Genomic DNA, 15200 nt, shown 5'->3' on the forward strand with positions numbered 1-15200 from the left:
ACTCCTCAGGCGAACCACGGGCCGACGTTGAACGCGACCAGCACGCCCTCGACAAACAGCCAGAGGATGGTCACCGGGATCAGCACCTTCCAGCCAAGACGCATGATCTGGTCATAGCGATAGCGCGGGAAAGTGGCACGGAACCACAAGAAGGCGAACAGGAACACCGCCGTCTTGAACAAGAACCAGTGGATGCCATGATCCAGCAGCGCACCGATGACCGGCAGGTCAAAGGCCGCTTGCGGCAGGATGCCCTGGAAGGGCGACAGCCAGCCGCCGAGGAACAGGATCGCGGTCAGGGCCGAGATCAGGATCATGTTCGCGTATTCGGCCAGGAAGAACACGGCGAACGCCATGCCCGAGTACTCGACGTGGAAACCCGCGACGATCTCGGATTCGCCCTCGGCCACGTCGAACGGCGCGCGGTTGGTCTCGGCAATCCCGGAGATGAAATACACAAAGAACAGCGGCAGCAGCGGCAGCAGGAACCAGTGGTACATGCTGCCCGACTGCGCCTCGATGATGCCGCCCACGTTCAGCGTGCCGGCAGCCATCAGCACGCCGACCAGGGCAAAACCCATCGCGATTTCGTAGGAGACCAGCTGCGCGGCCGAACGCAGCGACCCCAGCAGCGCATACTTCGAGTTCGAGGCCCAGCCGGCGATGATGATCCCGTATACGCCGAGCGAGGTCAGCGCCAGCAGGTACAGCAGCCCGGCATTGACGTTGGCCAGCGCCCCGCCATCGAAGAACGGGATTACCGCCCAGGCGGCCAGCGCCGGGGCGATGGTCAGCACCGGGGCACTCAGAAACAGGAAGCGGTTGGCATTGGTCGGGAGGATGACCTCCTTGGTCAGCAGCTTCAGCGCATCCGCGATCGGCTGCAGCCAGCCGCGCGGCCCGACCCGGTTCGGCCCGACGCGCACATGCGCATAGCCGATCACCTTGCGTTCGGCGAAGGTCGTGTAGGCCACGGCCAGCATCAGCGGGATCACGATCAGCTGAATGCCGATCAGGATCTGCATCACCGTCGGCAGGCTGCTGTAGAGGTTCATCATCCAGTCGAACATGTCTTACGTTCCCTCAGGCACGCGCGAGCGTGACCGTGGCGTTCGGGGCGCCCAACCGGCCCATGGCCGTCGAGCCCGCAAAGGTCACCGCCAGGCCTACCGGCACGGCGTCGTCCAGGATCAGGGTCAGCTCCGTCTCGGCGCCGGCCTGACGCAGTTTCACGCGCGAGCCGGTATCAAGCCCGCCGGCGGATTCGGGATGCACGATTACGCACTCGGCCAGCTGGCCCTCGGGGCTGGTCTGCAGTGGCTCGGCACGGCGCACGAGAGCATCCGTGCTGTAGAGCCCGGCCGCCTGTACGCGATACAGGTCGCCCTGCGCCGGCTCCGGAATGGAAATCTGCGCCTTGTTCATGTTGACCGCAGTATCGAAATTGGCATCCGCCAGCAGGCCCTTCAGCTCGTCACGCACCGCGCGCGAGTCGAGATAGTCCATGCCGCGCTGTTCCAGCAGATTCCCGAGCACGCGCCAGACCTTCCAGCCGGGGCGAGTGTCTTCCTGCGCGCGGGCCGCGGCACGGTAGCTCTGCCAACGGCCCTCGGCGTTCACGAAGGTCCCGGAGTTCTCGAAGCTGGTGGCAACCGGGAGCAGTACATCGGCCACGGCTTCCAGATCCGTATTGGCATAGGCGCTCAGTGCGACCACGAAGCCGGCTTTCTCGAGCGCGGCGCGCAGCGCAACCGGATCGGCCCCGTCACGCCCGGGTTCGATACCGGCGACCACGAAGGCATCCCGACCCTCGGCCAGCATCTCGGCCGCGTTCCGGCCGGCGACCTCCACTTCGGCCCCGGCCGGGCCGCGGTGCGGCAGCACGCCGGCCAGCCAGGCACCCGCGGCACTGGCGCCGGCCGGCAGGTATCCCAGACGGGCGTCGGTGTGCTTGGCGATCCAGCCGGCCAGGGCGCGCAGGGTCGCAAAGGCCGGCCCGTGGATCGCGACCTGGCCCAGCAGGACATGGCCCTGCTCGGCATCCAGCAGCGACTTGGCAATGTGTTCGAACGCGGCCCGCGTATCGGCGTCATCGGCCTCGGCGGCCTTGACGACCTTTTCCAGCTTCTTGGGCAGCGACTTGCCGGCGGCGGCCAGTTGCCCGGCCACACCCGCCAGGGCCATGACCTGATCGCGCTCGTGGCCGACCAGCTGGGCCTGAACCGGATAGGTCAGATCCAGCAGCATGTCATTGATCAGGCTGACCCGCGCCCCGCGCGAGGCCGCCTTGCGCAGGCGATGGGCGAGCAGCGGCTGTTCGCGGCGCGGATTGCAGCCCACCAGCAGCACGGCATCGGCCGTATCCAGATCGCTAATGGCCGCGCCCAGGTACGGGAACAGCGGCGCGGCCGCCTCGTCGGAGAAATCCACCTGGTCCAGCCGATGATCGATATCGGTGACGCCCATGCCGCGCAGGACCTTCTGCGCCAGGTAGTGTTCTTCCACCGACAGCGACGGCGACAGCAGCGCACCGATGCGGTCGGGGGCAGTCTCCTTCAGGCCCTCGACGACATAACTCAGCGCGGTCTCCCAGGAGACGTCCTGCCACTGGCCGTCCACCTTCATGCGCGGGCGGGTCAGGCGGTCCTCGGCGTACAGGCCGGTGTAGCTGAAGCGGTCGCGGTCGGAGATCCAGGTCTCGTTGACTGCCTCGTTGTCACGCGGCACCACGCGCATCGCGCGCCCATCGTGGGTATGCAGGTGGAGGTTGGAACCGACCGCGTCGTGCGGGGCGATGGTCGCGGCCTGCGACAGCTCCCAGGCGCGCGCGGTGTAGCGCGACGGCTTGGCGGTCAGTGCGCCCACCGGGCACAGGTCGATCACGTTGCCCGACAGCTCGTGGGCCACAGTCTTCTCGACATAGGTGCCGATGCGCATATGCTCGCCGCGCCCGGTCGCGCCCAGTTCGCGCACGCCGGCGATCTCCTCGCCGAAGCGCACGCAGCGGGTGCAGTGGATACAGCGGGTCATCTCGGTCTCGATCAGCGGACCGATATCCTTGTCCTTCACCACGCGCTTGGCTTCGGTGTACTTGGACACACTGTCGCCGTAGCCCATGGCCACGTCCTGCAGCTCGCACTCGCCACCCTGGTCACAGATCGGGCAGTCCAGCGGGTGGTTGATCAGCAGGAACTCCATGGTCCCCTTCTGCGCGCGCAGCGCCAGCGGAGACTGGGTGTAGACCTTCATCCCGTCCATGACCGGGGTCGCGCAGGCGGGCAGCGGCTTGGGCGCCTTCTCGACCTCGACCAGGCACATACGGCAGTTCGCCGCCACCGACAGCTTCTTGTGGTAGCAAAACCGCGGAATGCGGATATCGGCATCGTCCGCCACGTCGATCAACATCGCGCCCTTGGGCGCCTCGATCGTGCGGCCGTCAATCTCGATGCTGACCAGATCCTGCTTCTGATCCTGACTCATGCTCGATTCCTGCTGCGGATGCGCGGGGGGGGCGTCAGGCGGCGTCTGCCACCGGGCTCCGACCGTGCTGGATGTAGTATTCGAATTCGTGGCGGAAGTGCTTGATGAAGCTGCGCACTGGCATGGCCGCGGCGTCGCCCAGGGCGCAGATGGTGTGCCCCTCGATCTTGCTGGCCACGTCGTCCAGGCGTTCCAGGTCCTCGGGACGGCCCTGCCCTTCCACGATGCGGGTCAGCATGCGGTAGAGCCAGCCGGTCCCCTCGCGGCAGGGCGTGCACTGCCCGCAGGACTCGGAGAAGTAGAACCGCGAGATGCGCTGCAGGGCCTTGACCATGTCGGCGGTCTCGTCCATCACGATCACCGCGCCGGAGCCCAGCATGGACCCGGCCTGGGCGATGGAGTCGAAGTCCATGTTGGCCTTCAGCATCACGTCGCCCGGGACCACCGGCACCGACGAGCCACCGGGGATCACCGCCTTCAGCTTGCGCCCGTTCAGTACGCCACCCGACATCTCCAGGAGGTCCTTGAACGGCGTGCCCAGCGGAATCTCGTAGTTCCCCGGCTTGTTCACATGGCCCGAGACGGAGAACAGCTTCTCGCCACCGGACTTGGGCACCCCCAGATCGGCGAACCACTGCCCGCCGTTACGGATGATGGCCGGGATCGAGGCCAGCGACTCGGTGTTATTGATCGTGGTCGGCTTGCCGTACAGACCGTAGTTGGCCGGAAACGGCGGCTTGAAGCGCGGCTGGCCTTTCTTGCCCTCCAGGGACTCCAGCAGCGCCGTCTCCTCGCCGCAGATGTAGGCCCCGGCACCCAGCGACGGGTAGAGATCGAAATCGACCCCGGACCCGAAGATGTCCTTGCCGAGATAACCGGCGTCGTAGGCCTCTTTCAGGGCCGCCGTAAAGCGCGTGTTCACCTCGTCCATGAACTCGCCGCGCATGTAGTTGTAGCCCACCGTCGCGCCGATCGCGTAGCCGGCGATCGCCATGCCCTCGATCAGGGCATGCGGGTTGTACATCAGGATCTCGCGGTCCTTGCAGGTGCCCGGCTCGGATTCGTCCGAATTGCAAACGATGTACTTCTGGCCCGGGGTGTTGCGCGGCATGAACGACCACTTGAGCCCGGTCGGGAAGCCCGCACCGCCGCGGCCGCGCAGGTTGGAGGTCTTGACCTCCTCGATCACATCCTCGGGGGCCATCTTGCCCTTGTAGACCTTCTCCAGGGCCTGGTAGCCGCCGACGCTCTTGTAGGTCTCGAGCGAGGCCGGATCGTCCAGGTAGCGGGTCGCAAAGCAGATCTGGTTGGCCATGCTACTTCTCCAGACCGTCGAGAATCTCGTCCACCTTCTCGGGGGTGAGATTCTCGTAGTAGACGTGATCCACCTGCATCATCGGGGCGCCACAGCAGGCCGCCAGGCACTCCTCTTCCATCTTCAGGTAGAACTTGCCGTCCGGCGTGCTCTCGCCGAGCTTGATGCCGAGACGGTTCTCCAGGTGCTCGATGATCTGTTCCGAGCCGCGCAGCATGCAGGAGATGTTGTTGCACACCATGATGGTGTGCTTGCCGACCGGCTCCAGCTCGTACATCGAATAGAACGAGCCCACCTCGTACACCGCGATCGCCGGCAGGCCGAGGTATTCGGCGACGGCATCCATCTTCGCGGTAGAGAGATAGCCGTCCTCGTGCTGCACCGCGCGCAGGGCGCCAAGCACCGCAGAGCGCTTCTGGTCGTCGGGATAGCGCGCCAGCCAGGCGTCGATCTCTTCGCGCTCGTGGTCGCTGAGCTCCACCTTCTTGCCGGCGGGCTTGTGGAAGGCGACGGTTTTCTGTTCGGCAGCCATCAGCGGTCGATCTCCCCGAATACGATGTCCTGGGTCCCGATAATGGCGACCACATCGGCCAGCATGTGGCCACGCGCCATCTCGTCCAGCGCGGACAGGTGCACAAAGCCCGGCGGACGGACCTTCAGGCGATAGGGCTTGTTGGAACCATCCGAGACCAGATACACCCCGAACTCGCCCTTCGGATGCTCCACCGCGGCGTAGGCCTCGCCTTCCGGCAGGCACATCCCCTCGGTGAACAGCTTGAAGTGGTGGATCAGGGCCTCCATGTCGGCCTTCATCTCCTCGCGCTTTGGCGGGGTGATCTTGTGATCCTCGAGCAGCACCGGACCCGGATTCTGGCGCAGCCAGTCCACACACTGGCGGATGATGCGGTTGGACTGGCGCATCTCCTCGATCCGCACCAGGTAGCGGTCGTAGCAGTCGCCGTTGACGCCCACCGGGATATCGAAGTCGAGGCGGTCATAGACCTCGTAGGGCTGCTTCTTGCGCAGGTCCCACTCGATGCCGGAGCCGCGCAGCATCGGGCCGGTAAAGCCCAGCTGCATGGCACGTTCGGGATCGACCACGCCGATACCCACGGTGCGTTGCTTCCAGATGCGGTTGTCGGTCAGCAGGGTCTCGTACTCGTCCACGCAGCCCGGGAAGCGCTCGGTAAAGGCCTCGATGAAGTCCAGCAGCGAGCCCTGGCGAACCTTGTTCAGGTCGTCCACCACTTCCTGAGATTTCCAGGAGGACGGCTGGTACTGCGGCATGGTCCCCGGCAGGTCGCGCGCGACCCCACCCGGCCGGTAGTAGGTCGCGTGCATGCGCGCACCCGAGACCGCCTCGTAGCAGTCCATCAGGTCCTCGCGCTCGCGGAAGGCATACAGGAACACCGCCATCGCGCCGATATCCAGCGCGTGGGCGCCCAGCCACATCAGGTGATTCAGGATGCGGGTAATCTCGTCGAACATTACCCGGATGTACTGTGCCCGCAGCGGGGCCTCGATCTGGAGCAGCTTTTCCATCGCCAGCACGTAGCCGTGCTCGTTGGCCATCATCGACACGTAGTCGAGGCGGTCCATGTAGCCGATAGACTGGTTGTACGGCTTGCTCTCGGCGAGCTTCTCGGTCCCGCGGTGAAGAAGGCCGATATGCGGGTCGGCGCGCTGCACGACCTCGCCATCCATCTCCAGCACCAGGCGCAGCACGCCGTGGGCGGACGGATGCTGCGGCCCGAAGTTCAGGGTGAAGTTGCGAATCTCAGGCATTCTCGGCTCCTTCGCCTGGCTTCTCGCCCTCGCTGTAGCGATGGTCGTCGCGGATCACCTTGGGCACCAGCACACGCGGCTCGATGGTCACCGGCTGGTACACCACGCGCGCCTGTTCGGCGTCGTAGCGCATCTCCACATGACCGACCAGCGGGAAGTCCTTGCGGAACGGATGACCGACGAAGCCGTAGTCCGTGAGGATGCGGCGCAGGTCCGGGTGCCCGGAGAACAGGATCCCGAACAGGTCGAAGGCCTCGCGCTCGAACCAGTTGGCCGAGGCCCAGACCTCCACCAGCGACTCGATCTCGGGGAATTCGTCATCGGCCAGCCAGGCGCGCATACGCAGGCGACGATTGTGCTGGATCGACAGCAGTTGCACGGCCACGGTGAAGCGTGGCCCGTCCCAGAGGCTGTCTTCCGGCGCGTCGTCGAACGTGAAGCGCCCGGAGGTGGCCGCCTCGACCCCGCGGGAGAAACCCGTGTTGGTCGCGGACTCCGTGCCCCATTCGTCCTGGCCGTATTCGAGATAGTCCACGCCACACAGGTCGATCAGCATCTCGAAGCCGAACGCGTCGCGCAGCTTCTCGGCGGCCTCGCGCCAGGACTCCGGCCGGATATCGACGGTGACCTCGTCATAGGCCTCCGTGACCGTCTCCAGGGCGTCGCCCAGTTCCGCCCGCAGGGCGTCGATCCAGTTGTCTTGTTCAGCCATCTGAAACCCCGGGTGCGTCAGCGCGCGATGGTGTTCGTGCGCCGGATCTTGTTCTGCAGCTGGATGATGCCGTAGAGCAGTGCCTCGGCCGTGGGCGGACAGCCCGGCACGTAGACATCCACCGGCACGATGCGGTCGCACCCGCGCACCACGGCATAGGAGTAGTGGTAGTAGCCGCCGCCATTGGCGCAGGAGCCCATGGAGATCACCCAGCGCGGCTCGGGCATCTGGTCGTACACCTTGCGCAGCGCCGGCGCCATCTTGTTGACCAGCGTGCCGGCGACGATCATCACGTCGGACTGGCGCGGGCTGGGCCGGAAGATGATCCCGAAGCGGTCGAGGTCATAGCGCGCGGCACCGGCGTGCATCATCTCGACCGCACAGCAGGCGAGCCCGAAGGTCATCGGCCACAGGGAGCCGGTACGGGCCCAGTTGATGAGCTTGTCAGCCGAGGTGGTGACGAAGCCCTTTTCAAGAACGCCTTCTATTCCCATTCCAGCGCCCCCTTCTTCCACTCATAAATGAATCCGACGACCAGAATGAGCAAAAACACGGCCATCGCAAGAAGCCCGAACAGGCCAATGGCATCCAGCGATACCGCCCACGGGAAGAGAAATGCGATCTCGAGATCGAAGATGATGAAGAGGATCGCGACCAGGTAGAAGCGCACATCGAACTTCAGCCGCGAGTCCTCGAAGGCCTCAAAGCCGCACTCGTATGGCGAATTCTTCGCGGCGTCGGGCTTGCGCGGCCCGACGGCCATCCCGACCACCAGCGGCACGATGCCGATCACGATCCCCACTGCGATGAACAGCAGGATGGGTAGATAACCTTCCAGCATGTCTCTCTCCCGTACACCGCCCTCGGGCGGGTCGGTTCGCAGGGTGCCGCGTGGATCCGGCGCGTCCGCGAGCCGTTCTAGCGTTGCTGGTTGAATGCACCGGTTGGTGGCCACCTCGATGGACGAGGCAAGGGCGCATACCGGGCACGGAGTCTAGGTGAACCGTGAAAACGGTGTCAAGTATTTGTAATTTTATAAGTTACTGATTTTATTTTGTTTTGACTCCTGACGCCGATTCTCGAACGTCGCCAGGGGCCTTCGAAATGGTGCAGATGGTGGGACTCGAACCCACACGGCTTTCGCCACTACCCCCTCAAGATAGCGTGTCTACCAATTCCACCACATCTGCCTGTCTAAGAGGCCGCGGTCGCCGGCCTATTCAGGTACGTCGGCCGGGCGGTCGGAGGCCGGGGCATCCGATTCGTCATCCCGGGGTACTGTACCGGGAATGCCTTCCGGAATATCACCCTCCTCGCGCATCTCTTCCGCTTCGAGCTGATCCATCAGGCTTTCGGCCTGAGGCGTCGAGGAGGCGAGATAGGCCAGCGTCAAGCTGTTCACGAAGAACACAACAGCCAGAAACGCGGTCGAGCGGCTCAGAAAATTGGCCGACCCGCGCGCACCGAACACGGTCGCGGACGCACCACTGCCAAAGGCCGCCCCCGCGTCGGCACCCTTGCCATGCTGCATCAACACGAGGGCGATCAGGGCGATCGAGACCGAGACCTGAACGACCAGGAGCAACCCGTAGATCATGCCGCGACCCGCTCGGCCGCCGCACGGGCGATCGCGGTAAAGGCATCGGCGTCCAGCGAGGCGCCACCAATCAGCCCGCCGTCGATGTCTTCCAGCGCCAGCAGGCCCGCGGCGTTGTCCGCCTTCATGCTGCCGCCGTAGAGGATACGCAGATCCGCAGCGACACGCGGGTCGCGGCCCGCCACTCGGTTGCGGATAAAGGCGTGCACTTCCTGCGCCTGATCGGGCGTGGCGGTCAGGCCGGTTCCGATTGCCCAGACGGGCTCGTAGGCGATCACGGCGCGATCGAAGGTCTCGACGCCGGCGGCATCCAGCACCGCATCCAGCTGCTCGGCCACCACGGATTCGGTGCGCCCGCCTTCGCGGTCACTCTTCTGCTCGCCAACACACAGGATGGGCGTCAGGCCAGCGGCTTGGGCGGCGATGAACTTGGCCGCCACCCATTCGCTGGTCTCGTTCTGGCGCTCGCGGCGCTCGGAGTGGCCAACGATCACGTAACGGCAGCCCGCCTCAGCCAGCATGGAGCCGGCCAGCTCGCCGGTATACGCGCCCTTTTCCTGGTCCGAGCAATCCTGCGCACCGACCTCGATCACGCTACCCGACAGGGTCTCGGCGATCTCGGCCAGGTAGACGGCGGGCGGACACACCGCAACGTCGACACCCTGCAGGTCACCCAGACTGCCCTTCAGGGCCGACAGGAGGGCGCGGTTCGCTTCGCGCGAACCGTTCATCTTCCAGTTACCGGCGACCAGCGGCTTGCGCATGCGGATCTTCCTCCTGCGAGAACGGTCGGATCCGTGCGGATACACGGAGTCCGATCATGATGATTAGAGCGGCGGGATGTTACCGGCGCACCCGGTGCAAATCAACCGAGCCCAGGTCCGGGCAAACGGGCGGCCTGTCCCGTGAAGAATCACCCATCGGCCGACGACGCCCGCAGACCGGGATCAAACAGCCGCGCGGATGCTGTCGGCGATGCGCTCGGCGGCCTGACGGGTAATGACTTCGTCCTCGGCCTCGACCATCACGCGCACCAGGGGCTCGGTACCGGACGGGCGCAGCAGGACACGCCCGTGCGCACCCAGCTCGGCCTCGACCGCGGCGACCTCGGAGCGCACGGCGGGCGCGTCCAGACAGCCATTGGCCTTGCCCGAGACCGGGACGTTCACGAGGCACTGCGGGAGCTTCGGGATCTTCGCCGCGAGCTCCGCGAGCGAGCAGCCGGTGCGATGCATCAGGTGGGCCACCTGCAAGGCCGCGACGGTCCCGTCACCGGTCGTCGTGTGCTCCAGGCAGACGATGTGCCCGGATCCCTCTCCGCCCAGCATCCAGGCGCGCTGACGCAGCTCCTCGAGCACGTAGCGATCACCCACCTTGGCGCGAATAAACGGGATCCCGTGCTCGCCCAGGGCATTCTCGAGCCCAAGGTTGGTCATCAGCGTACCGACCACGCCGCCCTGGAGCAGGCCCGACTGCTGGCGATCGAGGGCGAGAATCCCCAGGATCTGGTCACCATCGACCACGTTGCCGTTCGCATCGGCCAGGATCACGCGGTCACCGTCACCATCGAGGGCGATCCCGAGGTCAGCCCCGGAGGCCTTCACCTGCTCGGCCACGACCTCCGGGTACAGCGCGCCCACGCCGGCGTTGATGTTATAGCCATCCGGGCGGGCACCCAGGACTTCCACCTCGGCCCCGAGTTCCTCGAATACCGGCGGGGCGACGTTGTAGGTCGCGCCGTGGGCACAATCGACCACAACACGCAGGCCGCGCAGCTCGGAGCGCGCCGGGATCGCGCTCTTGCAGAACTCGATGTAACGGCCGGCGGCGTCGGCGATACGGACGGCCTTGCCGAGGTGGGCCCCGTCCACCGAGCGCTGTGGCTCTTCCAGCCGTGCCTCGATAGCCTCCTCCACCGCATCCGCGAGCTTGTCGCCCTCCGGGGTGAAGAACTTGAAGCCGTTATCGTGAAACGGGTTGTGCGAGGCGCTGATCACCACACCGGCGGTCGCACGGAAGGTCCGCGTGAGATAGGCCACTGCGGGGGTCGGCATCGGCCCCAGCAGGGCGACATCCAGGCCCGCAGCCGACAACCCGGCCTGCAGGGCAGACTCGAACATGTAGCCCGAGACCCGGGTGTCCTTCCCCACGAGCACCGGACCCTGACGCTGGGCCCGCGCGCCCAGCACCTCGCCTACCGCATAGCCCAGACGCAGCGCGAATTCGGGCGTCATCGGCCAGTCGCCTGTACGCCCACGAATCCCGTCGGTGCCGAAATAACGCCCCATGCCGCTTGCTTCTCCCTTAATACTGAATACGAATCACGACTGACGGGAGCCCCGCCACGCCTGTGGTGTCAGTGCGGAGTATAGCGCCAGCGCATCGTGTGTCCCTGCGACATCGTGCACACGCAGGACACGCGCGCCGGCCTGCGCCGCCAGTAACGCGGCAATCGCGGAACCGGCGTCACGTTCCTGCACCGGGCAACCCCCCAGCAGGGCACCAATCATCGACTTGCGCGAGACCCCCACCAGCAGCGGGGACCCGAGCTCGGCCAGCGCGGGCAGCGCATGGAAGAGTGCCAGATTGTGCTCCAGCGTCTTGCCGAATCCGAACCCCGGGTCCAGCAACAACTGCTCGGCTGGCACGCCATCGCGCGCGAACGCGTCGCGCCGATCGCGCAGAAACGCGCCCACCTCGCGCGCGACGTCGTGGTAGTGCGGGGCCTGCTGCATGGACTGCGGCTCCCCCTGCATGTGCATCGCGCACAAGGCCACACCCTGCTCGCGGGCGGCGGCCACGGCAGCCTCCCAGGCCCCCTCGGCGCGAAACCCGTTAACGTCGTTCAGCAGCGTCGCCCCGGCCGCCACGGCCTCGCGCATCACGGCCGGCTTCATCGTGTCCACCGACAGCGGCACATCCAGTTCCGCGGCAAGGACCTCGATCACCGGCAACACCCGTCGCCGTTCCTCGTCCAGTGCGACCGGCTGCGCCCCCGGACGCGTCGACTCGCCCCCGATATCGATCAGGTCAGCGCCCTGCTCCACCATCGTGCGGGCATGCTCCAGGGCCTGTTCCACACGCTGATGTGCGCCGCCATCGGAGAACGAATCGGGCGTGACATTCAGGATGCCCATGATCCGCGGGCGATCCAGCGCCAGCCGGTGCCTTCCGCAGCGCAGGACCGCAGGCGCGCCTTCCGTATCCATGCCCATGTCTTTGCCTCCCCGCCAAAATGAAAAGGCCGCCAAGGAGTCCCTGGCGGCCCATGGTGGCCTTTCGCCACCGGAGTGATACCTCGCTCGATCAGGACTGCGGGGCAGGCCCGCCGACGACACCCTTGCTGTCGTCGTCCTCGCGGCCGTCGTCGGAATCGCCAGCGGGCTCGTCACTCGCCTGCGCCGACCCACCGGATCCGCTATCGCTGTCCCAGTCCGCCGGTTCTCGGGGCTCGCGTCCGGCCATAATGTCCTCGATCTGCTTGTCATCGATGGTCTCGTACTTCATCAGCGCCTTGGCCATCGCGTGCAGTCTGTCGAGGTTGTCCAGCAGGATCTGCTTCGCATTCTGGTAGTTCGTGTCGATGATCCGGCGCACCTCGGCGTCGATCTGGCGCGCGGTCTCGTCGGACATCGGCTTGGACTTCGCCCCCATCTGCCCGCCGAGGAACGGGTGCCCTTCCTCTTCGCCGTAGTCCAGCGGACCCAGCTTCTCGGAAAGACCCCACTTGGTCACCATGTTGCGCGCAATCTGTGTGGCGCGCTCGATGTCGTTGGAGGCACCGGTGGTCACCTTGTCGTCGCCAAAGATGATTTCTTCCGCCAGACGCCCCCCAAAAAGGCTCGCCAGCTGGCTCTCCAGTCGGGTCTTGGAGTGGCTGTAGCGATCCTCCTCGGGCAGGAACATGGTCACACCCAGGGCCCGTCCACGCGGAATGATGCTGACCTTGTAGACCGGGTCGTGCTCGGGGACCGTGAGCCCGACGATCGCGTGCCCCGCCTCGTGGTAGGCCGTCAGCTTCTTTTCGTCCTCGGACATCACCATGGACTTGCGCTCGGCGCCCATCATGATCTTGTCCTTGGCGCGCTCGAAGTCGCTCATGTCGACCAGGCGCTTGCCGGCCCGGGCCGCAAACAGGGCCGCCTCGTTGACCAGGTTCGCCAGGTCCGCGCCGGAGAAGCCCGGCGTGCCACGCGCGATGAGGTCCGGACGCACGTCTTCGGCGATCGGCGTCTTCTTCATGTGGACCTTGAGGATCTGCTCGCGGCCACGCACGTCCGGCGGCGGCACCACCACCTGGCGGTCAAAGCGGCCCGGGCGCAGCAGCGCCGGGTCGAGCACGTCCGGGCGGTTGGTCGCGGCGATCACGATGATGCCCTCGGTGCCCTCGAAGCCGTCCATCTCGACCAGGAGCTGGTTCAGGGTCTGCTCGCGCTCGTCGTGACCGCCACCCATGCCGGCGCCACGCTGGCGTCCGACTGCGTCGATCTCGTCGATAAAGATGATGCAGGGGGCGTGCTTCTTGGCCTCGGAGAACATGTCACGCACACGCGAGGCGCCCACACCCACGAACATCTCCACGAAGTCTGAACCGGAGATACTGAAGAACGGGACCTTGGCCTCGCCGGCAATGGCCTTGGCCAGCAGGGTCTTCCCGGTACCCGGCGAGCCGACCATCAGGACGCCACGCGGGATCTGGCCACCGAGCTTCTGGAACTTGGACGGGTCACGCAGGAAGTCGACCAGCTCGGAGACCTCTTCCTTCGCCTCGTCACAGCCGGCCACGTCGCCGAAAGTAACCTTTACCTGGTCCTCGGACATCAGCTTGGCCTTGGACTTGCCGAAGGACATCGCCCCACGGCCGGCGCCACCGCCACCCTGCATCTGGCGCATGAAATAGATCCACACGGCAATCAGCAGCAGCATCGGGAACCAGGAAATCAGGATGCTCATCAGCAGCGAACGCTCGGCATCCTCCTGTGCATTGATCTCCACATTGTTCTGCAGCAGATCACCGATCAGGCCGGTGTCATTGGGATTGACCGTGGTGAAGCGCTGACCCTCGATGGTCTGGCCACGGATCTTGTCGCCCTCGATGGTGACGCTGTCGATCCGACCGCCCTGCACATCCCGGATGAACTCGGAATAGGTAATACTCCGCACATCCTGCTGCTGTTGCGGGCTGAAGTTGTTGAATACCGACATCAGGACGATTGCGATAACCGCCCAGATGATCAAATTCTTGGCCAGACCGTTCAAAACGCCACCTCGAAAAACTTTTACCTACGTGGATTCTCGCGAGCTTTACACATCCCGAGGGCCGCGCGCCAATACGTACACTTCGCGTGACCGTGGGCGCGAGGCTTGCGGTTTGCGCACCTGCACCTTCTCGAACCGGCGCCGTACCTCGGCCAGGTAGGCGTCCGATCCCTCACCCTGAAACAACTTGACCAGCATCGCACCCCGAGGGTTCAGCACATCGCAGGCCAGCTCCAGCGCCAGCTCGCACAAGTGGATCGACCGCGGCTGGTCGATGGCATCCGTACCGGTTAGGTTGGGGGCCATATCGGAAAGCACAAGGTCCGCGCGCTGCCCGTCCAGTGCCTCCAGGATCGCCCCCAGGACCGCATCCTCGCGAAAGTCACCGGTAATGATCGTGGCACCGGGCACGGGGTCCATGGGCAGGATGTCGGAGGCCACGAGCACCCCCTTGCGACCGATCTTCTGGGCGGCGTACTGCGTCCAGCCGCCCGGTGCCGCCCCCAGGTCGACCACGCGCATGCCCGGTTTGAGCAGCCGGTCACGTTCGTCGATCTCCTGCAGCTTGTACACGGCGCGGCCGCGGTAGCCCTCCTGCTGCGCCCGCTGCACGTACGGGTCGTCAAAGTGCTCCTTCAGCCAGCGTTGACTGGAACGGCTACGCTTGGGCACCGAGGTTCTCCTGGCTCAGGCACGCGATCCGCGTGCTACAATTTCCGTGTTCCAATACCGAATCGAATCCCACGTGAATCTGACCGACGCGCAACGCCGCCACCTGCGCAGCCTCGCCCACCCGCGCAAGCCCATCGTAACCATCGGCCGCAATGGCCTGACGGACGCCGTGGTCAAGGAGCTGGAACAGGCACTGGCACATCACGAACTGGTCAAGATCAAGGTCAATATCGGCGACCGCGAGGCCCGCAATGGCACGGTCGAGGACCTGTGCGAACGCACGGGTGCGGCCCTGGTCCAGCGAATCGGCTACGTGGCAACCCTGTTCCGGCGCAATCCGGACGAGCCCAAGGTGACCCTCGACCCGGCCTGATCCCAGC

The 15200-nt window shown here is 65.5% G+C and carries 15 protein-coding genes and 1 tRNA gene; 1 reads left to right on the forward strand and 15 read right to left on the reverse strand.

All coding sequences use genetic code 11. From position 1 onward, the window contains the following. Positions 1–5 precede the first annotated feature (5 nt). From nuoH to rlmE, 15 genes are all read right to left on the reverse strand, one after another. Positions 6–1070, reverse strand: coding sequence for an NADH-quinone oxidoreductase subunit NuoH (gene nuoH, locus F791_RS0101995; RefSeq protein WP_018138272.1), 1065 nt, complete (start codon positions 1068–1070; stop codon positions 6–8). A gap of 13 nt (positions 1071–1083) precedes the next feature. Continuing rightward, positions 1084–3480 (reverse strand): NADH-quinone oxidoreductase subunit NuoG, encoded by a 2397-nt coding sequence (gene nuoG, locus F791_RS0102000; protein WP_019592106.1) that lies wholly within the window; start codon positions 3478–3480, stop codon positions 1084–1086. 34 nt (positions 3481–3514) lie between these two features. Then, entirely contained in the window at positions 3515–4795 is a 1281-nt protein-coding gene (nuoF, locus tag F791_RS0102005; RefSeq protein ID WP_012982126.1) for an NADH-quinone oxidoreductase subunit NuoF, read from the reverse strand. A 1-nt stretch (position 4796) separates the two neighbouring features. Further along, complete coding sequence (nuoE, locus tag F791_RS0102010) at positions 4797–5327, reverse strand: NAD(P)H-dependent oxidoreductase subunit E (RefSeq protein WP_018141819.1); 531 nt, start codon at positions 5325–5327, stop codon at positions 4797–4799. Next, a complete protein-coding gene (locus tag F791_RS0102015) occupies positions 5327–6580 on the reverse strand; it encodes an NADH-quinone oxidoreductase subunit D (RefSeq protein ID WP_018138276.1) in 1254 nt (417 codons plus the stop codon). The genes nuoE and F791_RS0102015 overlap by 1 nt, the downstream gene beginning before the upstream one ends. Next, complete coding sequence (locus F791_RS0102020; RefSeq protein ID WP_018138277.1) at positions 6573–7292, reverse strand: NADH-quinone oxidoreductase subunit C; 720 nt, start codon at positions 7290–7292, stop codon at positions 6573–6575. Before F791_RS0102020 ends, F791_RS0102015 begins: the two co-directional genes overlap by 8 nt. Before the next feature lie 17 nt (positions 7293–7309). Beyond that, positions 7310–7786 carry an NADH-quinone oxidoreductase subunit B family protein gene (locus F791_RS0102025; RefSeq protein ID WP_012982122.1) on the reverse strand — a complete coding sequence of 159 codons (477 nt, stop codon included), beginning with the start codon at positions 7784–7786 and terminating at the stop codon, positions 7310–7312. Continuing rightward, positions 7777–8133: an NADH-quinone oxidoreductase subunit A gene (locus tag F791_RS0102030; RefSeq protein WP_012982121.1), complete on the reverse strand. Its 357-nt coding sequence runs from the start codon at positions 8131–8133 to the stop codon at positions 7777–7779. Before F791_RS0102030 ends, F791_RS0102025 begins: the two co-directional genes overlap by 10 nt. Before the next feature lie 264 nt (positions 8134–8397). Beyond that, a tRNA-Leu gene (locus F791_RS0102035) sits at positions 8398–8482 on the reverse strand. Positions 8483–8508: 26 nt separating this feature from the next. Beyond that, complete coding sequence (gene secG / locus F791_RS0102040) at positions 8509–8889, reverse strand: preprotein translocase subunit SecG (protein ID WP_018138278.1); 381 nt, start codon at positions 8887–8889, stop codon at positions 8509–8511. Next, the gene (gene tpiA, locus F791_RS0102045) at positions 8886–9653 is read right to left on the reverse strand and encodes a triose-phosphate isomerase (RefSeq protein ID WP_018138279.1); all 768 of its coding nucleotides are present in this window, start codon (positions 9651–9653) and stop codon (positions 8886–8888) included. The genes secG and tpiA overlap by 4 nt, the downstream gene beginning before the upstream one ends. Positions 9654–9836: 183 nt before the next feature. Beyond that, entirely contained in the window at positions 9837–11177 is a 1341-nt protein-coding gene (gene glmM / locus F791_RS0102050) for a phosphoglucosamine mutase (RefSeq protein WP_018993678.1), read from the reverse strand. A gap of 33 nt (positions 11178–11210) precedes the next feature. Beyond that, entirely contained in the window at positions 11211–12104 is an 894-nt protein-coding gene (gene folP, locus F791_RS0102055) for a dihydropteroate synthase (RefSeq protein WP_019592107.1), read from the reverse strand. Positions 12105–12195: 91 nt separating this feature from the next. Further along, positions 12196–14148, reverse strand: a complete 1953-nt coding sequence (gene ftsH, locus F791_RS0102060; protein ID WP_018138282.1) for an ATP-dependent zinc metalloprotease FtsH — start codon at positions 14146–14148, stop codon at positions 12196–12198. Positions 14149–14193: 45 nt separating this feature from the next. Then, complete coding sequence (gene rlmE / locus F791_RS0102065) at positions 14194–14820, reverse strand: 23S rRNA (uridine(2552)-2'-O)-methyltransferase RlmE (protein ID WP_018138283.1); 627 nt, start codon at positions 14818–14820, stop codon at positions 14194–14196. 73 nt (positions 14821–14893) lie between these two features. On the opposite strand from rlmE, the gene yhbY reads away from it, so the two are divergent. Beyond that, complete coding sequence (yhbY, locus tag F791_RS0102070) at positions 14894–15193, forward strand: ribosome assembly RNA-binding protein YhbY (protein ID WP_017925966.1); 300 nt, start codon at positions 14894–14896, stop codon at positions 15191–15193. The last annotated feature ends 7 nt before the right edge of the window (positions 15194–15200 follow it).

It is taken from the genome of Thioalkalivibrio sp. ALRh (assembly GCF_000381425.1).
Lineage (GTDB): Bacteria > Pseudomonadota > Gammaproteobacteria > Ectothiorhodospirales > Ectothiorhodospiraceae > Thioalkalivibrio.